This is a genomic window from Devosia marina (assembly GCF_009758415.1).
GTDB classification, from domain to species: Bacteria; Pseudomonadota; Alphaproteobacteria; order Rhizobiales; family Devosiaceae; genus Devosia; species Devosia marina.
This window is the reverse complement of the sequence record NZ_WQRF01000001.1, coordinates 924,588-951,330: the sequence shown is the minus strand read 5'-3', so window position 1 is coordinate 951,330 and position 26,743 is coordinate 924,588. Positions and strand designations below refer to the sequence as shown.

26 protein-coding genes and 1 tRNA gene are annotated in these 26,743 nt (G+C 60.4%); 19 read left to right on the top strand and 8 right to left on the bottom strand.

Annotation, left to right across the window (positions count from 1 at the left end; all coding sequences use genetic code 11):
- Positions 1-95: 95 nt before the first annotated feature.
- The 3 genes from GO014_RS04440 (at position 96) to GO014_RS04430 (ending at position 4,745) form a co-directional block, all read left to right on the top strand.
- A complete protein-coding gene (locus GO014_RS04440; protein ID WP_116588616.1) occupies positions 96-386 on the top strand; it encodes an FAD assembly factor SdhE in 291 nt (96 codons plus the stop codon).
- On the top strand, positions 383-3,871 hold the full coding sequence (gene mfd / locus GO014_RS04435) for a transcription-repair coupling factor (RefSeq protein WP_157289266.1): 3,489 nt from the start codon (positions 383-385) through the stop codon (positions 3,869-3,871). The genes GO014_RS04440 and mfd overlap by 4 nt, the downstream gene beginning before the upstream one ends.
- 145 nt (positions 3,872-4,016) lie before the next feature.
- Entirely contained in the window at positions 4,017-4,745 is a 729-nt protein-coding gene (locus tag GO014_RS04430) for an invasion associated locus B family protein (protein ID WP_157289265.1), read from the top strand.
- A 54-nt stretch (positions 4,746-4,799) separates the two neighbouring features.
- Here GO014_RS04430 and GO014_RS04425 read toward each other — a convergent pair whose 3' ends face one another.
- From GO014_RS04425 to GO014_RS04415, 3 genes are read right to left on the bottom strand one after another with little or no spacing between them, the layout of a single operon-like run.
- Positions 4,800-5,960, bottom strand: a complete 1,161-nt coding sequence (locus GO014_RS04425; RefSeq protein WP_157289264.1) for an FAD-dependent monooxygenase — start codon at positions 5,958-5,960, stop codon at positions 4,800-4,802.
- The gene (locus GO014_RS04420; protein ID WP_157289263.1) at positions 5,957-6,430 is read right to left on the bottom strand and encodes a DUF6691 family protein; all 474 of its coding nucleotides are present in this window, start codon (positions 6,428-6,430) and stop codon (positions 5,957-5,959) included. The genes GO014_RS04425 and GO014_RS04420 overlap by 4 nt, the downstream gene beginning before the upstream one ends.
- Positions 6,430-6,882 carry a YeeE/YedE family protein gene (locus tag GO014_RS04415; protein ID WP_157289262.1) on the bottom strand — a complete coding sequence of 151 codons (453 nt, stop codon included), beginning with the start codon at positions 6,880-6,882 and terminating at the stop codon, positions 6,430-6,432. The genes GO014_RS04420 and GO014_RS04415 overlap by 1 nt, the downstream gene beginning before the upstream one ends.
- Before the next feature lie 185 nt (positions 6,883-7,067).
- On the opposite strand from GO014_RS04415, the gene GO014_RS04410 reads away from it, so the two are divergent.
- The 16 genes from GO014_RS04410 to GO014_RS04335 all read left to right on the top strand — a co-directional run bounded on the left by GO014_RS04410 (position 7,068) and on the right by GO014_RS04335 (position 21,175).
- Positions 7,068-8,012 (top strand): TerC family protein, encoded by a 945-nt coding sequence (locus GO014_RS04410; protein WP_157289261.1) that lies wholly within the window; start codon positions 7,068-7,070, stop codon positions 8,010-8,012.
- The gene (locus GO014_RS04405; protein ID WP_157289260.1) at positions 8,009-8,980 is read left to right on the top strand and encodes a quinone oxidoreductase family protein; all 972 of its coding nucleotides are present in this window, start codon (positions 8,009-8,011) and stop codon (positions 8,978-8,980) included. Before GO014_RS04410 ends, GO014_RS04405 begins: the two co-directional genes overlap by 4 nt.
- 65 nt (positions 8,981-9,045) lie before the next feature.
- Positions 9,046-9,135, top strand: a tRNA-Ser gene (locus tag GO014_RS04400).
- Positions 9,136-9,321: 186 nt separating this feature from the next.
- Positions 9,322-9,510 (top strand): hypothetical protein, encoded by a 189-nt coding sequence (locus GO014_RS04395; protein WP_157289259.1) that lies wholly within the window; start codon positions 9,322-9,324, stop codon positions 9,508-9,510.
- Complete coding sequence (locus GO014_RS04390; RefSeq protein ID WP_157289258.1) at positions 9,497-9,730, top strand: hypothetical protein; 234 nt, start codon at positions 9,497-9,499, stop codon at positions 9,728-9,730. Before GO014_RS04395 ends, GO014_RS04390 begins: the two co-directional genes overlap by 14 nt.
- A gap of 872 nt (positions 9,731-10,602) precedes the next feature.
- Complete coding sequence (locus GO014_RS04385) at positions 10,603-11,685, top strand: ABC transporter ATP-binding protein (protein WP_157289257.1); 1,083 nt, start codon at positions 10,603-10,605, stop codon at positions 11,683-11,685.
- 10 nt (positions 11,686-11,695) lie between these two features.
- Entirely contained in the window at positions 11,696-12,766 is a 1,071-nt protein-coding gene (locus tag GO014_RS04380; RefSeq protein ID WP_157289256.1) for an ABC transporter ATP-binding protein, read from the top strand.
- 2 nt (positions 12,767-12,768) lie between these two features.
- Positions 12,769-13,641 (top strand): carbohydrate ABC transporter permease, encoded by an 873-nt coding sequence (locus GO014_RS04375; RefSeq protein ID WP_116588627.1) that lies wholly within the window; start codon positions 12,769-12,771, stop codon positions 13,639-13,641.
- A 44-nt stretch (positions 13,642-13,685) separates the two neighbouring features.
- Entirely contained in the window at positions 13,686-14,528 is an 843-nt protein-coding gene (locus tag GO014_RS04370) for a carbohydrate ABC transporter permease (RefSeq protein ID WP_116588706.1), read from the top strand.
- A gap of 10 nt (positions 14,529-14,538) precedes the next feature.
- Complete coding sequence (locus GO014_RS04365; RefSeq protein WP_157289255.1) at positions 14,539-14,820, top strand: DUF2160 domain-containing protein; 282 nt, start codon at positions 14,539-14,541, stop codon at positions 14,818-14,820.
- A gap of 76 nt (positions 14,821-14,896) precedes the next feature.
- Complete coding sequence (locus GO014_RS04360) at positions 14,897-16,630, top strand: ABC transporter substrate-binding protein (RefSeq protein ID WP_157289254.1); 1,734 nt, start codon at positions 14,897-14,899, stop codon at positions 16,628-16,630.
- Between the two features lie 1,371 nt (positions 16,631-18,001).
- On the top strand, positions 18,002-18,238 hold the full coding sequence (locus GO014_RS04355; protein WP_116588630.1) for a hypothetical protein: 237 nt from the start codon (positions 18,002-18,004) through the stop codon (positions 18,236-18,238).
- 290 nt (positions 18,239-18,528) lie between these two features.
- A complete protein-coding gene (locus GO014_RS04350; protein ID WP_157289253.1) occupies positions 18,529-18,705 on the top strand; it encodes a hypothetical protein in 177 nt (58 codons plus the stop codon).
- A gap of 114 nt (positions 18,706-18,819) precedes the next feature.
- A complete protein-coding gene (locus tag GO014_RS04345) occupies positions 18,820-19,506 on the top strand; it encodes a 5-oxoprolinase subunit B family protein (RefSeq protein WP_157289252.1) in 687 nt (228 codons plus the stop codon).
- A 41-nt stretch (positions 19,507-19,547) separates the two neighbouring features.
- A complete protein-coding gene (locus tag GO014_RS04340) occupies positions 19,548-20,408 on the top strand; it encodes a 5-oxoprolinase subunit C family protein (protein ID WP_343030839.1) in 861 nt (286 codons plus the stop codon).
- Positions 20,405-21,175, top strand: coding sequence for a LamB/YcsF family protein (locus tag GO014_RS04335; RefSeq protein ID WP_116588633.1), 771 nt, complete (start codon positions 20,405-20,407; stop codon positions 21,173-21,175). The genes GO014_RS04340 and GO014_RS04335 overlap by 4 nt, the downstream gene beginning before the upstream one ends.
- Before the next feature lie 197 nt (positions 21,176-21,372).
- Here GO014_RS04335 and GO014_RS04330 read toward each other — a convergent pair whose 3' ends face one another.
- The 5 genes from GO014_RS04330 to GO014_RS04310 all read right to left on the bottom strand — a co-directional run bounded on the left by GO014_RS04330 (position 21,373) and on the right by GO014_RS04310 (position 26,610).
- Positions 21,373-22,128, bottom strand: a complete 756-nt coding sequence (locus tag GO014_RS04330) for an ABC transporter ATP-binding protein (protein ID WP_246204475.1) — start codon at positions 22,126-22,128, stop codon at positions 21,373-21,375.
- Positions 22,129-22,142: 14 nt separating this feature from the next.
- Positions 22,143-22,907 (bottom strand): ABC transporter ATP-binding protein, encoded by a 765-nt coding sequence (locus tag GO014_RS04325; protein ID WP_116588635.1) that lies wholly within the window; start codon positions 22,905-22,907, stop codon positions 22,143-22,145.
- An 11-nt stretch (positions 22,908-22,918) separates the two neighbouring features.
- Entirely contained in the window at positions 22,919-24,058 is a 1,140-nt protein-coding gene (locus GO014_RS04320; RefSeq protein ID WP_157289249.1) for a branched-chain amino acid ABC transporter permease, read from the bottom strand.
- Position 24,059: 1 nt separating this feature from the next.
- Positions 24,060-25,091 carry a branched-chain amino acid ABC transporter permease gene (locus GO014_RS04315; RefSeq protein WP_157289248.1) on the bottom strand — a complete coding sequence of 344 codons (1,032 nt, stop codon included), beginning with the start codon at positions 25,089-25,091 and terminating at the stop codon, positions 24,060-24,062.
- Between the two features lie 160 nt (positions 25,092-25,251).
- A complete protein-coding gene (locus GO014_RS04310; protein ID WP_157289247.1) occupies positions 25,252-26,610 on the bottom strand; it encodes a substrate-binding protein in 1,359 nt (452 codons plus the stop codon).
- Positions 26,611-26,743 lie beyond the last annotated feature (133 nt).

The following is a 26,743-nucleotide window of genomic DNA, read 5'->3' as shown; positions in this document are numbered from 1 at the left end:
GGCGTTTGCAAGTTGTTGGCGCGGTGCGATCGCGCCGTGACAAGGCTGGGCATTGCGCGTAAACAACCCGTCCAAATTGCGAACATTTTTCAATCATGGGTGTCCAGATGACGGCCGGTGAGGACATTGCTATTCGGCGCAAGCGCCTGCGCTACAGGGCCTGGCACCGAGGTACCAAGGAGATGGACCTGATTCTCGGGCCATTTGCCGACGCCAATGTCGAGGTCTTTGACGGACCGACCCTGGACCGGCTCGAAGCCCTGATGAACGAGGAAGACCCGCCGCTGCTGAAATGGGTGATGAGGCAGGAAGTCCCTCCCGCCCATATCGACAGCGATTTTCTTGAACTGGTGATCGCCGATCATCAGGCCCGGGTCGAAAAATGAATGAACTGACCGGGGTGGCACCGCACGTGCGCACCATCTCCAACGTGCCAGACGGCATGCAGCCCATGGTGCTGGCACAACTGATCGAGCAGCGCCTCAAGGAGGCGCCGCAAGATGCCGCCAGCCTTGTCTTTGTAGCGCGCGACGGCCGACGCATGCAGCGCATGGCGGAAATTCTGGGCGCAATACTGCCCGGACATTCCATCTTGACGCTACCGGCTTGGGACTGCCTGCCCTATGACCGCGTTTCGCCCAATACGGTGACCATTGCGGCGCGCATGAACGCTCTTGCTGCTCTCACGAGCGGCGCAAGCGGGGCAATTGTGCTCACCGCGGTCAATGCGTTGATCCAGAAACTGCCGCCGCGCGATCTGGTCGAAACGATGAGCTTTTCGGCCGCCGTGGGCCGCATGGTCGACAGCGACAAGCTGATCGCCTGGGCCGCCAATAATGGCTATCTACGCGTGCCCACGGTGCGGGAAAGCGGCGAGTTTGCCGTTCGTGGTGGCCTGGTTGACCTGTTTCCGGCCGGATCGGACGCGCCTTTGCGGTTTGATTTTTTCGGCAGCCAGCTTGAATCGATCCGGACCTTTGACCCCGATAGCCAGCGCACGACCGGCACGCTCAAGCGCATTGACCTGACGCCGATGAGCGAAGTGGTTCTCAATGAAGAGACCATAAGGCGGTTTCGGCAGAACTATACCGCGGCCTTTGGCGGCAATACCGTGGACGACACGCTTTATGCCTCGGTCAGCGGTGGATCGCGCTATTCGGGCACTGAGCATTGGCTCCCGTTCTTTTACGATCACATGGATCGCCTCTCCGATTATGTCGGGGATGCGCCGTTTGTGTTCGACGATCAGGTGGCCGAGGCCTTTGCCGAACGTGCCGAGCAGATTCGCGATTATTACGAGGCGCGTGAAACGGCCCGACAGGAACCCAGGGTCGCCGGGGGCGGGGCACCCTACAAGCCGATCAAGCCAGAGCTGCTTTATGATCTGGAGGCGGTGCCAACCGAATTGGCGGGCGCATCGGTGGTGCGGCTTTCGCCGTTCCTCGCACCTGACACGGCGCGTGGCGACGATGCGGGCGGGCATATTGCGCCGAGCTTTGCGGCGGAACGGGTGGCATCCGACGTCAATCTGTTCCAGGCGGTGGTCGATCGGTTGCTGGCCGAACGGCGCGACGGACGCCGAGCTGTCGTAGCTTGCTGGAGTGCGGGCACGCGCGATCGCATGGCGCAGGTGCTCAAGGACCACGGGTTGACCAATCCGCGGCTGGCCGAAAACTGGCGCGATGCCGAGACCACGAGCGCTGCGACCACATCGCTGGTGGTGCTGCCGCTTGAAACCGGGTTCGAGACCAAGAATCTGCTGGTTCTTTCCGAGCAGGACATTCTGGGCGAACGCATTCTCCGGCCGCAGCGGCGGAAGAAGGCATCCGACGCCCTGACCGAGGCGGCGAGTCTGAGCGCAGGCGACCTCGTGGTGCATGTCGACCATGGTATCGGGCGGTTCCTGGGGCTCAAGGTGATCGAGGCGGGTGGGGCGCCGCATGAGTGTGTCGAACTTCAATATGCCGGTGACACCAAGCTGTACCTGCCAGTCGAAAACATCGAGCTGCTGACCCGATATGGCTCCGATGATTCTTCGGTAGCGCTGGACAAGCTGGGCGGTGTTGCCTGGCAGGCCAAGAAGGGCAAGCTCAAGAAGCGCATCCGCGAGATGGCGGAGCAACTCATCAAGCTGGCGGCGCAGCGGCTGCTGACCAAGGCCGACGTCGTCGACCTCAATACCGGCGCCTATGACGAGTTTGCGGCGCGCTTCCCGTATGAGGAGACTGAAGACCAGCTCAATGCGATCGAGGCGGTGTTTGACGACATCTCCTCGGGCAAGGTCATGGACCGGCTGGTGTGCGGCGATGTCGGCTTCGGCAAGACAGAAGTGGCGCTTCGGGCAGCCTTTGCGGTGGCGTTGAGCGGCAAGCAGGTGGCCGTCGTGGTGCCGACGACCCTGTTGGCTCGGCAGCATTTCAAGACCTTCTCGGAACGGTTCAACGGCCTGCCGGTGCGGGTGCGCCATGCCTCGCGCATGGTGCCCTCGTCCGAGTTAAAGGCCACCAAGGAGGGATTGGCGGATGGCCAGGTCGATATCGTGGTGGGCACTCATGCCCTCTTGTCGAAGTCGATCAAGTTCAACGATCTGGGGCTTCTCATCATCGATGAGGAGCAGCACTTTGGCGTCGGCCACAAGGAGCGCCTGAAGGAACTCAAGGCCAATGTGCATGTGCTGACACTGACCGCGACGCCGATCCCGCGGACGCTGCAGCTTGCGCTCACCGGGGTGCGCGACCTCTCGCTGCTGGCGACGCCGCCGGTGGATCGCCTTGCCATCCGCACCTTTATTTCGCCGTTCGATCCGCTTTCGATCCGGGAAGCGCTGCTGCGCGAGAAATATCGCGGTGGGCAGAGCTTCTATGTCGTGCCCAGGATCAAGGACCAGCCCGACATTGCCGCGTTCCTGCGCCAACAGGTTCCGGAAGTGAGCTTCGTGGTCGCCAATGGGCAGATGCCGCCGGGTGAACTCGATGACATCATGAATGCGTTTTACGACAACAAGTTCGATGTGCTGCTGGCGACGACAATCGTGGAATCGGGGCTTGATATTCCTAATGCCAATACGCTGATTGTACACCGTGCAGACCAGTTCGGGCTGGCGCAGCTTTACCAGATCCGGGGCCGCATCGGCAGGGCCAAGCAGCGCGCCTATGCACTGTTCACCGTGCCGCCTGACCGCAAGCTGACCGATACTGCCGAGCGGCGCCTGGGCGTGCTGCAATCGCTCGAAAGTCTGGGCGCCGGCTTCCAGCTTGCCAGTCACGACCTCGATATCCGCGGGGCGGGAAATTTGCTTGGCGACGAGCAGTCCGGCCACATCCGTGAGGTCGGCTTCGAACTCTACCAGGCAATGCTGGAAGAGGCCGTCGCCAACCTCAAGAGCGGCGAGGAAGAATACGAGGACCGCAACGAGTGGAGCCCGCAAATCTCGCTGGGCATGCCGGTGATGATTCCGGAGAGCTATGTGCCCGATCTGCAATTGCGCATGCAGCTCTATCGCAAACTCGGCGATCTGAATGAGTTGCGCGATATCGACGCGGCAGGTGCAGAGCTGATCGACAGGTTCGGTCCCTTGCCCGAGGAGGTGGAGGCCTTGCTCAAGGTGATCCTGGTCAAGTCGCTGTGCCGCCAGGCCAATGTCGAGAAGGTCGATGCCGGACCAAAGGGCGCGGTCATCAGCTTGCGAAATAATGAGTTCCCCAATCCGGCCGGTCTGGTGAAGCTGGTCAGCGATCCGGGTAATCAGGTTCGGATCAAACCCGATCAGAAACTCGTGTTTGCACGCAATTGGCCGAGTGCGGAGCAGCGGCTCAAAGGGGCCGCGGCCATCCTTTCAAAGCTTGCAAAACTGGCAGAAACCGGGGCCTGAGCGTGCCTCGGTTACCACGCTCAAGCATAATGTTTTGGCAATGCCCATCGGTCATGTTATTGCCCGATTTGAGCCCTTGAAGGGCAGTTCGAATTTACGGGCGGTTTTGCGCCGCCGGGACCGCCAAGGAAGGCAAGGACATTCTATGACTTTCAGGAAACCCCTCGTCGCCAGTGTTGCGGTAGCTGCACTGATGCTCTCCCCGATTGCTTCAATTGCGCAGGAGACGACGACCGAGGCGCCGGCCGCCGAAGCAGCGCCCACCGAAGACTCCGCGACTGAAGGCGTGGCCGCCGCCGTTGATGAGCTGGCCTCGCAAAATTGGCTGAAGGTCTGTGATCCGCTGCCTGACGGGCAGAAGGCCTGTCTGATGCGCCAGGTGGTGCTGGCCAATGGCCAGTTCCTCGGTTCGTTCCTGCTGCGTGATGATCCTGGTCAGGAAAGCCGCCTGCTGGCGGTGGCTGCTGTGCCGCTTGGCGTCTTGCTTCCGTTTGGGCTGACCTGGCAGATCGACAATGCCAAGCCGGTTCGCGTGCCCTATATGCTGTGCGACGTGCAGTCGTGCTCAACCCAGCTCGTGATCAATGAGCAGTATGTCAATTCGCTCAAGCGCGGCGCCAAGCTGACCCTGACCGCGAAGAACCGGCAGAATCAGGACCTGTCGGTCGAGATCGATCTGGCCGGCTTCACCGCCACTTATGATGGAGATGCCGCTCTGACGTTTGAGCAGCTGCAGCAGCAGGAATCGGGCCAGAACGCCCTGGAGCAGGTGCTGCAGGATCGTGCCGAACAGCTTCGCCAGCAGCTGTCAGGCGAGGGTGTCGAAGCCCCAGCCGGTGAGGGTGCAGCTGCTGAAGGGGCTCCGGCACAATAAGCCAGCAGGATTAGTGTTACAGGAGGGCGCGGGTGACCGCGCCCTTTCTTGCGCTCAGTCGCGCACACCCATGCCCAGCGCGAAGGCTTGCCGCCGAAGCGGTGGCAGCAGTTTTAGCGCCCACAGGCCTCCGGCACGCATGATTTGGCTGGGCAGCAATTCGGCAAGTAACGATCGGAAAAGGGTGTCGACCATGCCACCCGTGCGGGCCAGATCGGGCGCGCGCCTGCGGGCATAATCCTGACTCGCCTCAATCCCCCAATCAGATCGCGAGCGATCCGCAGCACGGACGGATGCGATCAGGTCGGCGACATCGCGCAGCCCCAGATTGAGTCCCTGGGCACCAATCGGGGGGAAGGCGTGGGCCGATTCGCCAACCAGCGCGAGGCCGTCGCGGCCACCGGTTTCCACGGTCAGTGTGGAGAGCGAAAAAACAAAGCTGGGGGAAGATAGCGATACCGCGCCGAACAGGTGTTGGGAATGCTGAGAAATTGCAGTTATCAGCGCATCCGGACCTTCTGATTGGATGCGCCGCAGCACAGGCTCTTCATCGATCCACACCAAATTGGCCTTTGACCCGCCAGCAGGAACCAGGGTGAAAGGACCGCGCGGGTAGTGAAATTCGATGGAGGTACCCTCGATCGACCGCCCCAGTTCCAGATCGCATACGAGGGCGGCCTCGGCAAAGTGGTGTTCGCGGGTGGCAATTTTGGCGGCGGTACGAAGCAGTGACTTCTTGCCATCCGCCCCGACGACGAGCGGTGCTGCGAGGGTTGAGCCGTCCGCCAGCGTGACCTCGCCGAGGTCGCCCGCGCGGCGATAATCCGCGACTGCAATGTTGCGAATATCGGGGCCATTGGCTGGTGCCGCTGTCTGAAAACGGGTGAGAAGCTCGGCGTTCGAGAAGTTCCAGCCGAATGCGGAGAGTCCCGCTTCCCTTGCTTCGAACACGGTCTCGGGGGCACGGATCAGGCGAGGGGTCGCGTCGATGATCCGGATCGCGGTTAGCGGGTGACCGAATTCAGCGGGATCGTCAATGAGACACGCTTCGCGCATGAAATTGACGCTGGGCATCATCAAAGCCGATGTGCGGCGATCCGGTGGGGCCGTAGGGGCGAGGTGGATGACTTTGAAGTCATTGCGCGCCAGGGCAATAGCGGCAGCGGCGCCAGCGAGGCCACCGCCCACAACGATGATATCCGCGTCCGGGCTCATGAGGCCGCGTCTGCCAGCCGACGGCGGTGACCGCTTGGCAATATCAGGCTACCTGCGAGTGAGCCGATGAGCATGGCAGCGATAAACAGCCAAAGGCCATCTGGCTGAAACGCGATCAAGGAAATTGCGGGCCCCGGGCAGATGCCGGACATGCCCCATCCGACGCCGAACATGGCCGCGCCGCCAACCAGTCGGCGGTCAATCCTCTTGTACTCGGGTTCGTGAAAATCGGTATCGAACAGGGGAGCGGCCCGGCGCCGGCTGATGCGCACGGCGATAAACATGACGAGGATGGCTGGCACGATGACAAAGGCCAGGCTGGGATCCCAGCGGCCGGAGGGTATGGCGGTAAAGTCGAGGAACCGCAACACTTTGAGGGGATCGACCATCTGAGACACGTAGAGGCCGAAACCGAACAATGCACCGCTTAGTGCGGCGGTGGCGAGGTAGGGCAAACGCAACACGGCCATCAGACGATACCCGTTACGGTGACAGTGAGAATTGCGACCCCAAAGAAGACAATGACTGCAACCAAAGAGCGCAGTGACAGGCGGGCGAGGCCGCAGACGCCGTGGCCTGAGGTGCATCCATTGCCGACCTTTGTACCGAAGCCCGTTAGCAGCCCGGCAACGATCAGCCAGACGGGCGCGGGCAGGGACCAAGCCGCAGGGGGAGTGACCAGAACTGCCGGCTCTACCCCGCCTACACCTATTTGTGGGAAGGCTAGAGCGGCCAGCGCCGTCGCGCCCACGAGCGACAAGATGAAGACAATGCGCCAGACCACAGTCTGAGCCGGCGGCAATAACTGCCCGAAAATGCCTGATATGCCGGCAATGCGGCCATTGCCCAACCACAATACGGCTGAGGCGAGCCCGATAAGCAGGCCGCCCAGTGTGGCGGTGAGTGGCGTAAAACTGTCCATGTCGCGTCTCGCTTGGTTTGGTTGCAGAGCCTAGCACTGACAATCATAGCCATACCAGCAGCCAAGCCTGGTCCGCGATCCGGTTTGATGCCGCAGGAAAACCGAAACGAAGATTGTGCCTTCACCAGGGTGCACCGGCTCCCTAGAGTGGGCTAGTGCAACGACTCGCCATTGCGGAGCTCATGATGCTTGAACTGCTTGCCGACCCCAATGTCTGGATTGCCTTTGCCACGCTCACCGTGATGGAGATCGTGCTGGGCATCGACAATATCGTGTTCATCTCGGTTCTTGTGTCACGCCTGCCGCGCGAGCAGGCCGAGTTCGCCCGCAAGCTCGGCATCGGCCTCGCGCTGGTGTTCCGGATCATCCTGCTGTTCCTGATCAGCCTTATTGTGCAGCTCAAGGAGCCGGTCTTCGAAGCGTTCGGCCATGGCTTTTCCTGGAAGGACATCATCCTGATCGCGGGTGGCGGGTTCCTGATCTACAAAGCTACCCATGAAATGCATGCGGCAATCGAAGAGCCGCACGAAGTGGGGCTGGTCGATGCTGCAAAGGCGAGCCTGCAGGCCATCCTGGTGCAAATTGTCGTCATCGACATGGTGTTCTCGATCGACTCGATCATTACTGCTGTGGGCATGGTCCCGGCCGATCAGGTGATCGTGATGGTTGCAGCTGTGCTCGTGGCTGTGGCGGTGATGTTCTTTGCCTCCGGGCCGATCGCAAAATTTGTGGCCGATCACCCCACCACCAAGATGCTGGCCCTGGCTTTCCTGTTGCTGATCGGCGTGACGCTGGTGGCTGACGGGCTCGGCTTCCACATTCCCAAGGGCTACATCTATTCGGCCATGGCTTTCTCGGTACTGGTCGAGGCCATCAATATTTTTGCGAAAGGTCGCAAGGCGCGGACCGGCAATGACAATGGTGGCAAGGTCGAATTCACGCCATTCACCGGTGACACAGGCTCAGTGTCGGCGCAAGTCGCCATGGCGGCGATTGACGGAACGGCGCCGGTAACGGTAACGCCAAGCGTGAAAGCTGCGACGGCGAAGTCGCGCACCAAATCCAGCAATGCCAGCCGATCGACTTCGAAACCGAAATCGGCACCGCGCAAACCAAGGACGCCAAAATGACCAGAGTCGTCGCCGTCAACACCGTCGGTGGACCCGAGATGTTGTCCATCGAGGATTGGGAGGTCGGCGCTCCGGGGCCAGGCCAGGTCCGCGTGCGCCAGACCGCCATTGGCCTTAACTTCATCGATACCTATCAGCGTTCGGGACTATATCCGCTGCCGCTGCCCTTCGTCGCTGGAAATGAGGCGGCGGGTGAAGTAATCGCGGTCGGGGAAGACGTTACGGAGGTCAAAATCGGTGACCGCGTCTGCTATCAGGGCTCACCCGGCGCCTATGCTGACGAGCGGCTGATGCCGGTGGAAAAGCTGGTGCCCATTCCCGAAGGCGTAGACGACCAGACGGCGGCGGCGGTTCTGCTCAAGGGACTGACGGCCTATTACCTGCTGTTCAAGACTTGGCCGGTGCAGTCGGGAGAAACTATCCTCTGGCATGCGGCGGCGGGCGGCACGGGACTGATCGCGACCCAGTGGGCGCGGGCCCTGGGGGCAACCGTGATCGGAACCGCGGGGGGGCCGGACAAGGTGCAGAAGGCACTCGATCATGGCTGTCATCATGTCATTGACTACAGTATTGAGGACTTTCCGCGTCTGGTTAAGGAATTTACCGGGGGCAGGGGCGTCGATGTCGTTTATGACGGTGTCGGCAAGGCGACCTTCGAAGGATCTCTCGATTGCCTTCGGCCGCGCGGTCTGCTGGCCAGTTTCGGCAATGCTTCTGGCGTGGTCAGCGTTCCTGATCTGGGCATCTTGGCGCGCAAGGGCTCGTTGTTTGTGACCCGTCCGACCGGTGTGCACTACTTTGCGAAGCGGGACGACCTGCTTGAGGGTGCCAGTGCGCTGTTCGGCGCGGTGCTGGCTGGCGATATCAAGGTGGATATTGGCCGGACCTACCCGTTGGCGGATGTTGTTGACGCGCACCGGGCCCTGGAGGGGCGGGAAACCACCGGGTCGGTGGTTCTGCTACCATAAGGCGGCAATTGGGCGGCGCAAGCCTCTAGACAGGTCGCGTCGCCACCGCTAAACGCACTGGCCATGGGCAGGTGGCAGAGTGGTCGATTGCTCCGGTCTTGAAAACCGGCGAGGGTGCAAGCCTTCCGGGGGTTCGAATCCCTCCCTGCCCGCCAACCACTATCGCTGAAAAGCCCGGTTTGCCTCACGTCTTCCGCTACGGTTGGCCTTTCGGGCGCTCCATGCGCCTTAGACTGTGTAAAATCGGGGGCGTTCGCATAAGGCCACCGGCGCAAGCAAGCCGCATAGGCGCGCTGGCATCTGTTACCCGCTGCGACGTGTCCCGAAGGATTTTGTCAACCTTGACCCGTGCGGCATTCGCGCCGCGCAGCGGGTCCAAACTCAACATCGAGTTCGATGCCTACTGGCGCGGTCTGCGCGACGGGCAAAGCGTGAAAGCCCGACGCCGCTTCGAGGCGGCGCGGAAACTGGCGCTGGATTTGGGCTATGTGTGCCAGACGAGCGAAGAACTGACCGATGCCCGGTTGTGAGTACAAGGCCAATTTAGAAACCGAGCTCGGCGACCAGGCGCTGGCAGATCTGACGCGCAACGACGCCCTGACCTTCTGCAAATGGTGGTCGGACCGCATTGTCGAAGAGAGTTTGAAGATCAGCACGGCCAATAGGGATTTTGGCCACTTGCAGAAGATGTTCACTACCATCGAGATGGCGCACCAGGTGCAGTTCAAGCCGGTGGTCGCCCGGCTTTGATTCGGCGGTGAGAACCGCGATAAGCGCAGCGCCTTTGATCCTCAGTTCATCCAGGAGCAGATACTGGCCGGCGGCGCGCTGGATGGGCTTAACGCCGAGGCGCGGGGCAGCTCTACCTGTTCGTCGAAACCGGCGTACGTCTTTCCGAAGCCTGCAACGTCCTCCCCAAGCAGATCAGACTGGGCACCGACGTGCCCCATATGCAGGTCTTGGCTGGGGAGCGGGAGCTTCGGCCCGGTTCGTTTGTGAAGAGCCGTTTGTCCGCAACTGCCTGAAGTGGATGAGGTGAGTTTGCCGTGCCTTGAGCTCACCGAAAGCCTAAATCCCTGACTTCCGAGGCCAGAGGGGTGGAAAGCGTCACTGCCCGGTCACGGCTAGAAACTGAACGGTGTTGCCTATCAGCTGAGCGCGTCAGATCAGAATTGGCGGACGGCGAGGCTCGTCGCTATAGCACTGCAGCGAGTTCCGCTTTTCCGTTCGAATAACTATCAACAATGGCGCGTTTGTTTTCGATTGACACTCATTTGGCTTTCGTTCTAGCGTTTAACGGTCCCTAAAGATCGGGTATCCGGCGTTGGGACGGGAGGATAAACAGATTGGCTATCCGGGTTTTCCAATTGGCCGGAGCTGCGGCGGGTGCTGATTGCGCGTCCGCCGGCGAAAGGCTGCGGGCACAGGCGAGCGGGCCTCGTGGAGACTGCGCTGGTGTTGGGCATTGGGCCAGCGCTGGGCGGCCACGGAGACACCTGCAAATTTATTGGCGTCTCCATGAACCAAGCTTGCTTGATGGTGCTATGCTGCCGAGCGATAGCAAAGCCACTACTGCCAATCTGAAGCTGCACGCCGTTTCGGCTGTCGACTAGGGGTAGGATATGCTGGAGCTTCGAAACGTCAGCAAGCGAGTAGGTGTCGAGAAGCATCTCGATGAGATTTCGCTGTCTTTTGAGCGCGGAACACTCAACGTACTGCTCGGACCGACGCTATCGGGCAAAACCAGCCTGATGCGGATCATGGCGGGCCTTGATCGGCCAACACGGGGAAGCATCCATTTCGACGGCGTCGATGTCACCGGCGTTTCACCGCAAAAGCGAGACGTCGCCATGGTGTTCCAGCAGTTCATCAACTACCCCACGATGAGCGTCTACGAAAATATTGCCTCGCCCATGCGTATTGCTGGCGCGGACAAGCAGAGTATTGATGAGGCGGTTCTCAGAGCCGCAGATCTGATGAAGCTGACGCCGTATCTGGACCGCACGCCATTGAACCTTTCGGGTGGTCAGCAGCAGCGCACGGCGCTGGCCCGTGCCATTGTCAAGAATGCCGGTCTGGTGCTGCTCGACGAACCGCTCGCCAATCTGGACTACAAGCTGCGCGAGGAACTGCGCGCGGAATTGCCGCGCATCTTTGCCGAAAGCGGCGCGATATTCGTCTATGCCACCACCGAGCCTTCAGAAGCTTTGCTGCTCGGCGGCAATACGGCGACGCTCTCCGAGGGGCGTGTCACGCAGTTTGGTCCGACCATCGATGTTTATCGGCGGCCCAACGACCTGATCACGGCCCGCACCTTTTCCGACCCGCCGCTCAATACTCTGGCAATGCGCAAGCGTGGGAGCGCATACGTTTTGGAGGGCAGGGTGGAAATGCCAGCGTCCGGGGATCTGGCCGCGGTTGCCGACGGAGAGTACACCGTCGGCTTCCAGCCACATCATCTGACACTTGAGCCCAGCGTTCCGCATGCCGTTCGGATGCAAGCCGTAGTCACTTCGGTGGAGATCACTGGTTCCGAAAGCTTCGTGCACCTGCGATTTGCCGATGCTGACTGGATCATGCTGGCCCCGGGAGTCCAGAAGCTGGAAGCTGACGAGGAAATCTCGGTGTTCCTTGATCCGAGCCTCGTGCTCGTCTTTGACAGTGCCGGCCGGGCCATTGGTCGGCCACAGGCCATGGCGGCGTAGGAGCACAGCAATGGCCAGAATTGACCTCGACCATATCCGCCATTCCTACCTCGCCAATCCCGAACGTGACGAGGATTACGCCCTCAAGGAAGTCCACCATACCTTCGCGGACGGCGGCGCATATGCCCTGCTGGGACCTTCAGGGTGCGGCAAGACCAGCCTTCTCAATATCATTTCTGGGCTTGTTCCCCCCACCCGGGGACGGGTTCTGTTCGATGGTGCGGACGTAACGGACCTGCCGACCGAGAACCGCAACATCGCTCAAGTCTTCCAGTTTCCGGTCATCTACGACACGATGACGGTGTTCGACAATCTCGCTTTTCCACTGCGCAATCGGGGCGTTGATGAGGCCGATGTGAAGCGGCGCGTCAACGAGACCCTGGAGATCATCGATCTGGCCAACTGGGCGAAAAAACGCGCCCAGGGGCTGACCGCTGACCAGAAACAGAAGATTTCGCTTGGCCGCGGCCTCGTCCGTCAGGACGTCAATGCGATCCTGTTTGATGAACCGCTGACCGTCATCGATCCGCACATGAAATGGGTGCTTCGCAGCCAACTCAAGCAATTGCACAAGCGCTTTGGCTACACGATGGTTTACGTGACCCATGACCAGACCGAGGCGCTCACCTTCGCTGACAGTGTGGTGGTGATGTATGAGGGGCAGGTGGTGCAGATCGGTACGCCCGCCGAGCTATTCGAGCGGCCCAGCCATACCTTTGTCGGCTATTTCATCGGCTCACCCGGCATGAACGTATTGCCAGTCAAGATGCAGGGCGCCAAGGCGCATCTCGGACCGCATGTGATCGAATTGCCGGGGGCACCCAAGGCTGGTTCCGGCGCACGGTTGGAATTGGGGGTGCGCCCCGAATATGTGCGCGTGGGCGATGAAGGCATGCCCATCCAGCTTCAAGCGGTTGAAGATATCGGCCGTCATCGCATCGTGCGCGGCACGCTGGAGGGCAGCGACATCGCAGCCATCGTGCCGGAGCATCAGGAACTGCCTTCCGAGCCGCGCGTGACGTTCGACCCCAAGGGCATCAACATCTACGCCGATTCCTGGCGTCAGACGCTGGAGGCGTGACGATGGACAGAACCTGGAACAACAAAGCCTGGTTTCTCGTGCTCCCGGTGCTGGTGTTGGTGGCTTTCTCGGCGATAATTCCGCTGATGACGGTCGTCAATTATTCCGTGCAGGATACCTTCGGGAACAACCAGTTCTTCTGGGCGGGCCTGGACTGGTTTGACGACACTTTGCATTCGGAACGCTTTTGGGCAGCCCTCTGGCGCAACCTGCTGTTCTCCGGCATCATCCTGGCCATCGAGATACCGCTGGGCATCTTCATTGCCCTGAACATGCCAAAGCGAGGTTGGGGGGTGCCCGTCTGCCTTGTGCTGATGGCGCTTCCGCTGCTGATACCGTGGAACGTGGTCGGCACCATCTGGCAGGTCTTTGGTCGCGTCGATATCGGTCTGCTTGGTCGCACTCTGGCGAGCCTAGGCATTGACTACAACTACGTGCAGGACCCTTTCGATGCTTGGGCCACCATCGTGGTGATGGATGTCTGGCACTGGACCAGCCTGGTCGTGCTGCTCTGTTATGCGGGCCTCGTTTCAATTCCCGACGCTTACTATCAGGCAGCCCGCATCGACGGGGCGTCACGCTGGAGCGTGTTCCGCTTCATCCAGTTGCCCAAAATGCAACGCGTGCTGCTGATCGCCGTGCTGCTGCGGTTCATGGACAGCTTCATGATCTATACCGAGCCATTCGTGGTGACCGGCGGCGGACCCGGTAACGAAACCACTTTCCTCTCAATCGATCTGGTGAAGATGGCGATCGGCCAATTCGACGTCGGGCCGGCTGCGGCCATGTCCCTGATCTACTTCCTGATCGTGCTGCTGGTCAGCTACGTCTTCTATACCGTGATGACCAATGTCGGGAAGGGAGCCGAGCAATGAGCGAACAAGACGTCGCCTCCGGGACTAAAGCAGTGGGCAGGTCGATGACCTCTGGCAAGGTCGCATCGCTCAATCGCACCCGCTCCACCGTCCGGCTGGGCTGGCTGGTGCCGACCCTCTACATCCTCTTTCTGATGCTGCCGCTCTACTGGCTCATCAATATGAGCTTCAAGACGAACCAGGAAATTACCGGGGCCTTTTCGTTGTGGCCCAGGGATTTCACCTGGCGGAACTACGCAGTCATTTTCAGCGACCCAAGCTGGTATTCCGGCTACATAAATTCGATCATCTACGTGGTGTTGAACACGGTGATCTCATTGGCCGTGGCTCTGCCGGCGGCCTACGCTTTCTCACGATACAGGTTCCTCGGGGACAAGCATCTGTTCTTCTGGTTGCTCACCAACCGCATGGCGCCGCCGGCCGTGTTCGCCCTCCCATTCTTCCAGCTCTATTCGGCCTTCGGCCTGATCGACACCCATATTGCGGTGGCGCTCGCGCACTGCCTCTTTAACGTGCCGCTCGCCGTCTGGATTCTGGAGGGCTTCATGAGTGGCGTACCGAAGGAGATCGACGAGACGGCCTATATAGACGGCTACTCGTTCCCCCGTTTCTTCGTGCGTATCTTCATGCCGCTGATCGCTTCGGGAATCGGCGTAGCGGCCTTCTTCTGCTTCATGTTCTCCTGGGTGGAACTGCTGCTGGCCCGCACCTTGACCACGACGGCAGCCAAGCCGATTTCGGCGATCATGACGCGGACCGTCTCGGCTTCGGGGCTGGACTGGGGTGTGTTGGCAGCCGCGGGGGTGCTCACCATCATTCCGGGCGCCCTGGTGATCTATTTCGTTCGCAACTACATCGCCAAGGGCTTTGCCCTGGGCCGCGTGTGAGGAGGACCACATGAATTTCTCATGGATGGCCTGGACCTGGCCGACGGCGCTCTTCTTTACCATCATCGCCTTGCTGTTGATCGGAATGACCGTCTGGGAATGGCGCGCGCCCGGTGGCAATCCGCGGGTGGGCATCCTCCGGTTCGAGACGACCAGAGGAGACAGGCTATTTATCTCGCTGCTCGGCAGCGCGTTCATAAATCTTGCATGGCTGGGCCTGATCGGGCCGCAGCTATGGTGGAGTCTCGCCCTATCGGTGGCCTACGCGATAGTCGTGTTCCGCTTTGTCTAGGGGAGGAAGTCAGGAGGACGGCCTGAAAGCGCTGTCGCTCCTGCATCGCATGACGTCGATCCAAGGGAGGATTGGAATGAAACGGCAATTATTGTTCTCGACTGCGGCGCTCCTAGCGCTGTCAGTGTCGAGCCCGGCATGGTCGCAAAGCATGGACGCGGGGCTCAAGTTTCTTGATGAAGAAATTGGCGATCTCTCCACCTTGAGCAGGGCGGAGCAGGAGGCAGAGCTCCAGTGGTTCATGGAAGCAGCCGCCCCCTATGTCGGCATGGACATCAAGGTGGTGTCGGAAACCATCACCACCCACGAATACGAGTCCAAGGTGCTGGCTCCCGCGTTCACCGCGCTGACCGGGATTAAGGTCACGCATGACCTGATCGGCGAAGGTGACGTGGTTGAAAAGCTGCAGACTCAAATGCAGTCGGGCGAAAATATCTATGACGCCTATGTCAACGACTCCGACCTGATCGGCACCCACTGGCGCTATCAGCAGGCCCGCAGCCTCACCGGCTGGATGGCGGATGAAGGAGCTGACGTCACGAACCCCAAGCTCAACCTGGATGATTTCATCGGGCTTGAATTCACCACCGCTCCGGATGGCGAGCTTTACCAGCTCCCCGACCAGCAGTTCGCCAATCTTTACTGGTTCCGCTATGACTGGTTCAGCGATCCGGAAGTCCAGGCCGACTTCAAGGAAGAGTACGGCTATGATCTGGGCGTGCCGGTCAACTGGAGCGCCTACGAGGATATCGCCGAATTCTTCACCGGACGCGATATGGGCGATGGTCCTGTCTATGGCCACATGGACTACGGCAAAAAAGACCCCTCGCTTGGCTGGCGCTTCACCGACGCCTGGCTCTCCATGGCTGGCAATGGCGACAAGGGCATTCCTAACGGTCTGCCGGTTGATGAATGGGGCATCAAGGTGGACGAGAACTCCCGTCCGGTCGGCTCGTGCGTGGCGCGGGGCGGCGATACCAATGGCCCCGCCTCGGTTTATGCCATCGCCAAATACCTTGAATGGCTGAACAACTACGCGCCGCCTGAAGCGCAGGGTATGACTTTCTCCGAATCCGGTCCGGTGCCGGCCCAGGGCGGCGTGGCCCAGCAGATCTTCTGGTACACCGCCTTTACCGCCGACATGGTCAAGGAAGGGCTACCGGTCATGAACGAGGACGGTACGCCCAAATGGCGCATGGCGCCCTCGCCACACGGCGTCTACTGGAAAGACGGGATGAAGCTCGGCTATCAGGACGTGGGCTCGTGGACCATTCTGAAGTCTACCCCAGTGGACCGTGCGCAGGCGGCCTGGCTCTACGCCCAGTTCGTGACTTCGCTCACTGTAGACGTCAAGAAGTCCCACGTGGGGCTGACATTCGTGCGGGAATCCACCATCCAGCATGACAGCTTCACCGAACGGGCTGACAAGTTGGGCGGCCTGATCGAGTTCTACCGGTCGCCCGCCCGCGTTCAGTGGTCCCCCACCGGCACCAATGTTCCGGACTACCCGAAGCTCGCTCAGCTTTGGTGGCAGGCCATTGGCGACGCATCCTCGGGCGCCAAGACGCCTCAGGAGGCGATGGACTCTCTGTGCGCCGAGCAGGAGAGCGTCATGGCTCGCCTCGAACGCGCTGGCGTGCAGGGTGATATCGGTCCCATGTTGGCCGAGGAACACGACCTCGCCTACTGGAACGCGGACGCCGTTTCCAAGGGAAATCTCGCTCCGCAGCTCAAGCTCGACAACGAGGACGAAGAGCCGATCACGGTCGACTATGACGAACTCGTAAAGAGCTGGGCCGACGCGAACTGAGCTGCTCAGCACGCAATGCGGCGCCGGGGCACTTAGCTCCGGCGCCAAATGCTGGCTCTTCATGTTGAATGGGACCGGACTGGTCGTGTGAAGCGCATGCTGTTGCGGCGCATTGCTGACTTGTAGGCAAATCATAGACAGCCGGCGATAGCCGAGTGATCGTTAGTCCTCCTACTGAACGCTATCTCGTCCGCTATCAGTCAAATTCCATCAGAACCGGTCGGACAGAACGTGAAGAGTTTCGGCTGCAGGCAAGCGCCCGAAAGTCTCCGAGGAAAGGACCCGCGAGCCACAGGATGGGGGCTATGGGTTTTTTCGGTTTGGCCAGTCTTGGGGAGCGCCCAGATGATGTGATAGCGCTGCAGCGTTAGGGTAGACCAGTTCAATGTCGCGGAAGTGTCGCCATGTTCATGCCGCCGATCAGTTTCTCGCGCAGCGGGCTGACAGGGTTGTTGGGGAGAGGTTTGGTCATCGTTCGGTTCCTGGGTTGAAGGAGCCAAAAGGGAACGACTGAACCAGGCGATCCTCAATCAAGCGTGATGACCGGTGCGTTGCCGTTATTTCACCGCGCACACTCTCCCGCGCAGCGGGTCAGTTCAACGGCCCCATATCCGCCATAAAGTCAGCACGGGCAACGGCAAGGAATGGTCGTTTGCGGTCAAAAAACATCTCAGTACAATCGGACGGTAGCGGACACCTACTGACTGCAGTTCTCACCACCCGATCCCTAATCCAGTGCCGAACGTTCCCCATTAAGTGCTGGACTCGATGTGGCTTTACAAGGCGAATTGCGACCGGCTTTTTGGGGCGCAGCAGATGCCCTAATAGCATGCCGCCTTTGCCAGAGCGAGGTTGTGCCACGCCGGCTAAGTTCCAGTTCGGGATTGAGTCTTTGACCATTTACCAGTCGCAGTGGATCTTATTGATACTAACTTCCTCATGATCGGCCGCTTGTTGCCGCGTTGGCTTTCAGCCATGCGGCCCGCAGGCTGCCGATGGTAGTGTGATCATCTTCGAAGGCAGGGTATCAGCCGAGGCAGTTGTGCCGCCGGCAGCCAATATCTGCATGGTGAGGCCGGAGCCGCAGCGGCCAAGACTGGCCACAAATACGCGGCCGACGGATCGGAGGCCCTTATGCAGGCGCCACTGTCATGTCTGGAAGCAGGCCCGCGCTCCCCGCCGCAATGATCTGGGTGTAGTCATGACACCCTCCCGCTTGCGCCAGCGACAGTGGTCGCGTTATGACGCTGCGGGGATCCCCAACTGCGTAACGAGTTGCGTAACACGCGCTGGCGGAGATGCCTATAAATCCTGGGCTGAGGGGTGGTATTCGAATCCCTCCCTGCCCGCCACTAGACCGGGGCCGCAACGATGAGCCGCAAGGAATTGGATAATTCGCGCATGCGGCGCATGAAACGGGCGGCGGCACGCCGCGGTTTGACGATTCTGACCTCGGAAAAGGCAAAGGTGCTCGGGCAGCCGGGCGGCCATGCCGTGCGCGACGATGAGAGCTTCAAGATTGTTTATGGGGATGAGCCCAAGCCCTTCTCGGCCACGCTGGACGATATCGAGTCGTGGCTAGATAGGCTTGATGACGAATCGTCCTAGTGCAGCAAAGACCGCATTGGGCCCCAAGGCGTTGCGGAAAATGGTGTTTCCCACTCGTGCGACAGAATTGTGAAAGCGCGCGAAGCGTAAGCGAGGCTGACCTTGTCGGCAAGACCGGTTCTGCCCCTTCAGGGTGGTTTCCGTTATTTAAGCGGTAACGGAATCGACGCACACTCCTATTCGTAGGCTCGTCTGGAGCCAGTCTGGTTCCAGACTATTGTGGTCGCGGGCTCCTGCGGAAACCGTCTCCCTACTTCCGCATCCCGCTCCAGTGTGGAGGCGCGTTCCTCATGTTTACCCTGATCAACGCCGACGCCGACGAAGACGACGCCGAAATCACCGATCCCCAGGAAATTGCGGAGCTGTTTGCAGCCATTGCTGCCGTGGCCATCGAGGCCATCGGGGCAGGGCAGGCCCGCACCCTGTTCGAGGCGGTGATAGAGCAGGAGGGGCGCGACCCAAACTGACCGATTGGACCACCCTGATCTCGCATCACGGATCTTTGGCATTCTGTTGACGCAGGGCTGCTGATGACTGGCCTCTTGACGGCATGCGGTTCCATCTGAACGACTGCATTGCCCATGAAACAGCCATCAAACCAGCCCCTGCGCGGCGGTGACCACCGCTTGCCGACTTTGCCTCAAATCGTGCCACTGGGCGATTGCGCCTTGCTGGTCCGCTTCGGTCAAAGCCTTGATGATGCCGCCAACCGGGCCGCACTGGTCTTTGCAGCACGGCTAAAGGCTGACGGCATTATCGGCGTTGTCGAGATCGTGCCGAGCCTTGTTTCGGTCTTGGTGCGCTTTGACCCTGCACAGGTCGGTGTGGCGCGCCTTTCCGGTGAGCTGGCTTTGCGCCTGAGTGGCGATGGTGCGTTCGGCGAGAGCCGAACGCATCGCATCGCGGTGCGCTTTGACGGTCCGGATCTCGGTGAAGTTGCGGCCTTGCTTGGCCTGTCGATCGACGGCTTCGTCGAAGCGCATAATCGCGGCGGCATGCGCGTGCTTGCGACAGGCTTCGCACCTGGCTTCGTTTACTGCGGGTTTCACGAGAAGTCCCTGACGGTGCCGCGGCGCACTCTGGTGCGGCCCCAGGTGTCAGCCGGGAGTGTCTTGTTTGCTGCCGGGCAAACGGCCATTGCGGCGACCGACATTCCGACCGGCTGGCACGTTATCGGGCACACTCAGTTTCGCAATTTCGACCCGACGGTCAATCCGCCGACGCAGTTGCGCGCTGGGGACCAGATCATCTTTGAGGTGGTCCTTTGAGCAGCAGTTTGAGAGTAGAACGGGCGGGACCGCTGTGCACAGTGCAGGATGGTGGGCGACCGGGTTTGCTCGCACACGGGATCAGCGCCTCCGGGCCAATGGATATTGATGCACACCGGCTGGCCGGTGCATTGGCGGGTGCATGTGACAAGACCGGGATCGAGCTGACCCGGGCGGGGCTCGACTTGCTGATGGAGTCCGGGGACCTGACTGTGGGCTGGGCGGGTGGCGCGTTCGAAGTGCAATTGAACGGAGAACGACGGCCCTGGCCTGGCAGCGCCAGCATTGCGGCCGGTGACCGGCTTTGCATAACGCCGGGCGCCGCTGGAAATTATGGCTATCTGCGCTTTGGCAAAAAGTTGGACCTGCCGATGGTGCTGGGAAGCAGGGCGACCAGCACAAGGGCAAGGCTGGGTGGCCTGGAGGGGCGCGCCCTGCGCGCGGGCGATGTTCTGAATTTTTCGGAGGAAGGCGGAACGGTGCAATCGGTGTGTTCGCCTGATCCTCCGGAGGCCGGACCTGTCAGGTTCGTCTGGGGAATCCATGCTGATCGGTTTGCGGCAGACATTCGCCGCAAGTTTGTCGAGACACCGTTTCGCGTGACCAATGCCATGGACAGGATGGGGGTGCGGCTGGCCGATGAAGGGGGGGTGTTCGCCGGGTCCAGCATATTGTCGCTGATTTCTGATCCGATCCTGCCGGGCGACATCCAGATCCTGGGGGATGGCACGCCGATCGTCCTGATGCGCGATCACCAGCCGACCGGTGGCTATCCGCGGATCGGCACTATTGTGAGCGCGGATCTCGGCCGGTTTGCACAAATCCGTTCCGGTGAGGCCGTTGTATTTGCGCCTGTCAGCGTGAACCATGCGCACCAACTGATGCGGAGCGGCAAGCCATGACCTCTATCGACCTTAACGCGGATCTGGGCGAAGGCATGGGCTCCGATGATGCCTTGTTGCAGATCGTTTCGAGCGCCTCGATTGCCTGTGGCGGACATGCCGGGGATGCAGCTACGATTCGGAGAATTCTCGGGATATGCAAGGCCAATGGCGTGCGCGCGGGTGCGCACCCAGGGTATGTCGATCCCAAGCGCTTCGGACGGTTTCGTATCGTGATGCCGCTTGAGCAATTGCTTGGACAGATCAGGGGGCAGCTTTTGCTGGCGCGGCACATTGCTGATGAAGTCGGCGTGGCGCTGTCCTATGTCAAACTGCATGGTGCGCTCGCAAACCAGACAGCCGAAGAGCTGGCCTTTGCCGTAGGCATTTTCGCCAGCATTCAGGCCATGGACCCGGAGATGGCGGTGCTGGCGCTGGACAACAGCCAGCAGGTGCGCGCCGCCAAGGCGGTGGGCTTGCCGCTGATCCGTGAGGCCTATGCCGACCGGGCCTATACGGCAGAGGGACTATTGGTTTCCCGCAAGGAAGAGGGCGCAGTGATCCACGATGCTGGGGCGGTTATTGCGCGGTGCCTGCGACTGGCTGAGGCAGGCGAGATCGTCGCTATTGACGGTACTGTGCTGAAATCCTCTGCTCGGTCTATCTGCCTGCATGGCGACACCCCCGGGGCGGTCGAGTTGGCCCGCGGTGTGCGTTCGGCGCTGGAAGATGCGGGTATCGAGATTGCGCCAACGGCGCCGGAGACGGATGTTTCGGCGCAGATTTGAGGGGAAGGGCGATTGATGAGGCGCATTCTTGCCACTCAAGCTTAGCTCTCATGGTCTTCTCGCCTAAAATTGCTTTACCGGAGCGATTTGGCGGCTGCGCCGCCGGATAGAATTACCCTGGGCCCCGTGAGGGGGAGAGGGTGAGATCGGCATCATGCCTTGGTTCTCACAGGACCCAGGGTAGCTGGTGCGCTGGTTCAGATGGCCAGATATTCGTGGCGAAGGTCGGCGTTCTCGAGGACCTCCTTGGCTGAACCGGCAAAGGCGACTTCGCCCGTATCTAGAATGACAGCGCGATCTGCCAGCTTGAGCGCCGCCACCGCGTTCTGCTCGACAATCACTGTCGTGATGCCCATGGGCTTGATCGAATGCAGAATGCGTTCGATCTCCTGCACGATTACCGGCGCCAGCCCTTCATAAGGCTCGTCTAGCAGCAAGAGCTTGAGGTCGCGGGCCAGGGCCCTCGCGATCGCAAGCATCTGCTGTTCGCCACCTGACAGGGTGACCCCTTCCTGGGTGCGGCGTTCGGCCAGGCGCGGAAAGCTTTCGTAGATCTGTTCAAGGCTCCACCCATTGCCGGGCGCGACCTTTGCCAGAGAGATGTTCTCCTCGACCGTCAGGCCCTGAATGATCCGGCGGTCCTCGGGAACGAGCTGGATGCCGGCGCGCGCCGCCTGAAAGCTGCTCATCTGGTGGATCGGCATGCCATCGAGCCAGATTTCGCCCCGCCGCATCTGCGGGTTGTCGGTCCGGGCTACTGTGCGCAATGTCGACGTCTTCCCGGCGCCGTTGCGACCGAGCAAAGCCAGGATTTCGCCCTTTCGGACATCGAGCGAGACGCCCTGCACGATGTAGCTCTCGCCGTAGTAGGCATGCATGTCGCGCACTGAAAAGAAGGGGCGGGTGGTTTCCAGTTCTGCGGCATTATTGCCGATGGCCGTTTCAGATTGCATGGCGACTGAACTCATCAGTGAGCTCCTCCGAGATAGGCTTCCTGGACCTTGGGGTTGCCGCGCACTTCATCCGGGCTGCCGTCGGCGATGATGCGGCCCTGGGCGAGCACGGAGATCTTGTCGGCGAGCGAGAACACCACATGCATGTCATGCTCGATGATCACCTTTGTCATGCCACGGCTCTTGATCTTCTGGAGAAGCTCGATGGTGGTATTGGTGTCATGCCGGCTCATGCCGGCGGTTGGTTCGTCGAGCAGCAGCAGGCGCGGGTGCTGGATCAGGCACATCGCCAGTTCCATGCGTCGTTTGTCACCACGGCTGAGGCTACCAGCCTGCATGTCCCGGCGGTTGAGCATGCCCACATCCTCAAGCATGTGCTCGGCCTCCTCACGGATGGTTGTTTCGCTGTCCAGGGCGCGCAGCATGTTGAGTGTGAAGGTACCATCGCGCTTGGCAAAGGCGGGGATCATCACATTGTGCAAGACCGACAGGTCGGAGAAGATTTCCGGCGTCTGGAAGACGCGGGCAATGCCGAGCTGGTTGATCTGGTAGGGCTTGCGACCGGTCAGTACGGCGCCGTCGAACACCACTTGGCCGCTGGACGGCGCCAGCTTGCCGATGATGACATTGAGCAGCGTCGACTTGCCCGCTCCGTTGGGGCCGATGATGGCGTGGGTCTTGCCCTCCTCGACCTGCAGATCAATGTCTGCCAGCGCGTGCAGGCCGCCGAACCGCTTGTGGACGTCCGCAACGTGCAGGACAATATTGGAATTTGCCATATCGCTTGTCCTTATTCTGCGGGCTGATGCTGATGTGACTTGGCACCGGGCGGGCCGGAGCGGCGGGCGACCGCCGCGATGCGGCGCACGCCTTCCATGATCCCGCCGGGCAGGAAGATCACAATGATCACAAACACCAGGCCAAGGGTCAGGTGCCAGCCATCACCCACGAACTTGCTGGTCACCTTGACCACGATTTCGGCGAACCCCTCGGGCAGGAAGCTCCAGAACTGGGTCAGAATGTTATCATTGAGGGCCGAGAGAATGTTCTCGAAGTATTTGATGATCCAGGCACCGATCACCGGGCCGACCAGCGTTCCCACGCCGCCCAGAATGGTCATCAGCACGACTTCGCCCGAGGCGGTCCATTGCATGCGTTCGGCGCCGGCCAACGGGTCGGTGACGGCGAGCAGGGCGCCAGCCAGGCCCGCATACATTCCCGAAATCACGAATGCAGACAGGGCATAAGGCCGCGTATTGAAGCCGGTGAATTGCATACGGGTCTGATTGGACTTGATCGATTTTAGCATCATGCCGAATGGCGACCCAGCGACGCGTTGGGCGAAGAAGAACGACAGGATCAGAAAGCCGGCGCAGAAGTAGAAGCCTGCATAGCCGCCCAATTGCTGCCCCAGAAGAGTCGGGACGGGCTGCCCTACAAAAGACTGACCGATGGCCGCGTCCAAGACGCGAGGATCGCTCAATGTGAGTTGCAGGCCGGTTTCGCCATTGGTGATCGGGGTGAGCACCGAATAGGCCAGATTGTAGCTCATTTGGGCGAACGCAAGGGTCAGGATCGAGAAGTAGATGCCTGAACGGCGCAGCGAGAGGAAGCCGATGATCAGGGCGAACAGGCCCGAGATCAGAACGGCAAAGATCATGGCGGGAATGGCGTCGAGCGTCAGCAGTTTGAACGACCAGACTGCGGCATAGGAGCCAACACCGAAGAAAGCGGCATGGCCGAAGCTGAGATAGCCGGTTAGGCCGAACAGGATGTTAAAGCCGACAGCGAAGATGCCAAAGATCATGAAGCGCTGCAGCAGGTCCGGATAGCCGGCGCCGAAGGGCGTGAGCCAGATTGGCATGGTCAGCACCACGGCGGTGAAGCCCACAAGCAGCAACAGATCGTTGCGGGACATGAAATTGGTCATGTCAATTCTCCATCACACCGCGGCGGCCCATCAGACCACGCGGGCGAACAAGTAGAATAACAACGGCAACGAGATAGATGATGATCTGGTCGATGCCGGGAACGATGGCCTTGATCTGGGTCATCGAGGCGAAGGACTGCAGGATACCAAGCAGGAAGCCGGCGGCGACGGCACCGGGCAATGAGCCCATGCCGCCCACGACCACCACCACAAAAGAAAGGACCAGAAAGTCCATGCCGAGATGGTAATTGGGAGGGAGCAGGGGCGTGTACATGACGCCTGCCATGCCCGCGACAACGGCGGCCAGGCCAAACATGATCGTGAAACGCCGGTCGATATTGATGCCCAGCAACCCAACTGTCTCGCGGTCCGCCATGCCGGCGCGCACGACCATGCCAAAGGTGGTGAACTGGAGGAAGGCAAAGACGCCGCCGATGATGATCACTGAAAACAGGAAGTAGATCAGGCGCCACAGCGGATAGGTGATGACATTGGCCTGAAACCCGATCCAGGAGCCGATGTCGGCTGCCCCGCGGAGATCGGTGGGCATAGGCTGGGGAATGGGGTTTGGTCCGAAGATGGACTTGATCACTTCCTGCGCCACAATGGCGAGGCCGAATGTCACAAGGATCTGCTCGGCATGGGGGCGCTTGTAGAAGTGCTTGATGATACCGCGTTCCAGCGCGATGCCGACGAGCAGCATGATCGGGATTGTGATGAGGATCGAGAAGGGTACCGAGTAATTGACGAGAACCGCCCCAAAGTCTCCAAACCAGGCCTGCACCAGCGGGGTCCTGATTTCGAGTGGTGCGCCCCAGGGCGATGTCTGGGTGGGATCAATGGTGACCGTTTCAAGGGTCAGGAACTGACGGAACATAACGGCACAAAAGGCACCGAGCATGAACAAGGCGCCATGGGCAAAGTTCACGACCCCGAGTGTACCGAACACCAGGGTAAGGCCAAGGGCGATCAGCGCATAAGCAGCGCCTTTGTCGAGCCCGTTGAGAAATTGCAGAAAGATGACTTCGAACATTTGATGCTCCGCTAGTGACGAGGCTCTCTCGATCCCCGCGCAATGCCATCATCGGATGTTCCGAAGACCCCGTCCTGCATGTGTGCAGGCGAGAGCACCCGGCGGACCGGGCGCTGGCGGACCTGAAGGGGCAAGGATCGCTCCTTGCCCCTCTACTGGTTTAGGCGCAGACGGGTGCCGGTTCTGCGGGACCGAGTTCACCGCCAAAGATCGAGGCGTCGTAGTCGACCGTATCGCGTTGGACTTCCTGGACCACGTTGAGAACGTCGTATTCGCTGGTAGGGGCGTCGTTGCCCTGCACGACGAGCACAGACTTCATGCACTGGTGGTCTTCGGCACGGTAGAGCGTGCGGCCATTGCCCATGCCGTCGAACTCGTGGCCTTCCAGCGCCTTGATGACTTCAGGCGGATAGAAGGTGCCAGCGCGTTCCACTGCGTCAGCATAAAGCAGGGTCTGCACGTAGCAGGTGTGCGCAGCCTGAGATGGTGGCGAGCCATAGGCAGCGCCAAACGATTTGGTGAAGGCAATGGAGCCTGGATCCTGCAGGTTCCAGTGCCAGTTCGAGGTGCCGTATATGCCCTTGATGTTCTCACCGGCGCCCTTGGCCATCAGTTCGGAGAACAGCGGAACCACGATCTGGAAGTCCTTGCCGTTCGCCTGGCGGTCACGCATGCCGAACTGGACCGCCTGAGTTAGCGAGTTCACCATGTCGTTGCCGTAGTGGTTGAGGATGAGCACGTCGGCACCGGAGTTGAGAACCGGGGTGAGGAACTGCGAGAAGTCGCCGGCACCAAGCGGGGTGCGCACGGCTTCCACAGTGTCCCAACCAAGACCCTCGGTGGTGTTCTTGATCGATTCTTCCTGAGTCCAGCCCCAGGTGTAATCAGCGGTCAGGTGATACGCGCGGCGATCAGTGCCGTAAGCTTCGCTCAGCACGGGACCCAGTGCAGTACCGGACTGGTAGGCGTTAAAGAAGTGGCGGAAACCGTAGCGCCGCTTATCCTTGCCGGTCGTGTCGTTGGAGTGCGTAAGGCCCGCCATGAAAATGACGCCCATCTCCTGGCAGAGACCCTGCACGGCTATGGCTTCGCCTGAGGACGAGCCCCCGGTGATCATGATGGCGCCGTCGCGTTCGATCATGCGGGTAGCACCGGCACGGGCGACGTCGGACTTCGTCTGGCTATCAGACGTAACGAATCCGACTTTCTTGCCTAAGATGCCATTGCCCTTGAGCGCAGAGGGAGTCAGCACGTTGATCAGGCCGCCGTCACCTTCGCCATTCAGGTGGGCGATGGCGAGTTCATAGGCCTTCTGTTCATCGGCGCCTTCTTCTGCATAGGCACCTGTCAAAGGCAGGTTGAGGCCAAGGGTGACCGTGTCGCCAGTGGGATTGTTGCAGAATTCCTGTGCCCAGGCCCCTTTGGTGAACATCATGGGGGCGACGCCCGAACCGATAATGCCGGCCATACCTGTCTGCAGAACCCTGCGGCGGGACATCCCGCTCTTCAATAATTTCATCGATCTCCTCCTTTTGGCGCGGGGCGACCGATACTTTGCCAGCCACTCACCGCCTGACCAGTATTCGACATATTTGAAAACGACAGCAATACGTCATTGTAATTCCTAGAAAAAATTGTAAATTGTTGTTCTT

What these genes read in the sequence shown, in the direction of transcription:
- GO014_RS04440 (WP_116588616.1), top strand. Translation starts at nt 96, where the DNA reads ATGGGTGTCCAGATGACGGCCGGTGAGGACATTGCTATTCGGCGCAAG.
- mfd (WP_157289266.1), top strand. Translation starts at nt 383, where the DNA reads ATGAATGAACTGACCGGGGTGGCACCGCACGTGCGCACCATCTCCAAC.
- GO014_RS04430 (WP_157289265.1), top strand. Translation starts at nt 4,017, where the DNA reads ATGACTTTCAGGAAACCCCTCGTCGCCAGTGTTGCGGTAGCTGCACTG.
- GO014_RS04425 (WP_157289264.1), bottom strand. Translation starts at nt 5,960, where the DNA reads ATGAGCCCGGACGCGGATATCATCGTTGTGGGCGGTGGCCTCGCTGGC.
- GO014_RS04420 (WP_157289263.1), bottom strand. Translation starts at nt 6,430, where the DNA reads ATGGCCGTGTTGCGTTTGCCCTACCTCGCCACCGCCGCACTAAGCGGT.
- GO014_RS04415 (WP_157289262.1), bottom strand. Translation starts at nt 6,882, where the DNA reads ATGGACAGTTTTACGCCACTCACCGCCACACTGGGCGGCCTGCTTATC.
- GO014_RS04410 (WP_157289261.1), top strand. Translation starts at nt 7,068, where the DNA reads ATGCTTGAACTGCTTGCCGACCCCAATGTCTGGATTGCCTTTGCCACG.
- GO014_RS04405 (WP_157289260.1), top strand. Translation starts at nt 8,009, where the DNA reads ATGACCAGAGTCGTCGCCGTCAACACCGTCGGTGGACCCGAGATGTTG.
- GO014_RS04390 (WP_157289258.1), top strand. Translation starts at nt 9,497, where the DNA reads ATGCCCGGTTGTGAGTACAAGGCCAATTTAGAAACCGAGCTCGGCGAC.
- GO014_RS04385 (WP_157289257.1), top strand. Translation starts at nt 10,603, where the DNA reads ATGCTGGAGCTTCGAAACGTCAGCAAGCGAGTAGGTGTCGAGAAGCAT.
- GO014_RS04380 (WP_157289256.1), top strand. Translation starts at nt 11,696, where the DNA reads ATGGCCAGAATTGACCTCGACCATATCCGCCATTCCTACCTCGCCAAT.
- GO014_RS04375 (WP_116588627.1), top strand. Translation starts at nt 12,769, where the DNA reads ATGGACAGAACCTGGAACAACAAAGCCTGGTTTCTCGTGCTCCCGGTG.
- GO014_RS04370 (WP_116588706.1), top strand. Translation starts at nt 13,686, where the DNA reads ATGACCTCTGGCAAGGTCGCATCGCTCAATCGCACCCGCTCCACCGTC.
- GO014_RS04365 (WP_157289255.1), top strand. Translation starts at nt 14,539, where the DNA reads ATGAATTTCTCATGGATGGCCTGGACCTGGCCGACGGCGCTCTTCTTT.
- GO014_RS04360 (WP_157289254.1), top strand. Translation starts at nt 14,897, where the DNA reads ATGAAACGGCAATTATTGTTCTCGACTGCGGCGCTCCTAGCGCTGTCA.
- GO014_RS04355 (WP_116588630.1), top strand. Translation starts at nt 18,002, where the DNA reads ATGAGCCGCAAGGAATTGGATAATTCGCGCATGCGGCGCATGAAACGG.
- GO014_RS04350 (WP_157289253.1), top strand. Translation starts at nt 18,529, where the DNA reads ATGTTTACCCTGATCAACGCCGACGCCGACGAAGACGACGCCGAAATC.
- GO014_RS04345 (WP_157289252.1), top strand. Translation starts at nt 18,820, where the DNA reads ATGAAACAGCCATCAAACCAGCCCCTGCGCGGCGGTGACCACCGCTTG.
- GO014_RS04335 (WP_116588633.1), top strand. Translation starts at nt 20,405, where the DNA reads ATGACCTCTATCGACCTTAACGCGGATCTGGGCGAAGGCATGGGCTCC.
- GO014_RS04330 (WP_246204475.1), bottom strand. Translation starts at nt 22,128, where the DNA reads ATGCAATCTGAAACGGCCATCGGCAATAATGCCGCAGAACTGGAAACC.
- GO014_RS04325 (WP_116588635.1), bottom strand. Translation starts at nt 22,907, where the DNA reads ATGGCAAATTCCAATATTGTCCTGCACGTTGCGGACGTCCACAAGCGG.
- GO014_RS04320 (WP_157289249.1), bottom strand. Translation starts at nt 24,058, where the DNA reads ATGACCAATTTCATGTCCCGCAACGATCTGTTGCTGCTTGTGGGCTTC.
- GO014_RS04315 (WP_157289248.1), bottom strand. Translation starts at nt 25,091, where the DNA reads ATGTTCGAAGTCATCTTTCTGCAATTTCTCAACGGGCTCGACAAAGGC.
- GO014_RS04310 (WP_157289247.1), bottom strand. Translation starts at nt 26,610, where the DNA reads ATGAAATTATTGAAGAGCGGGATGTCCCGCCGCAGGGTTCTGCAGACA.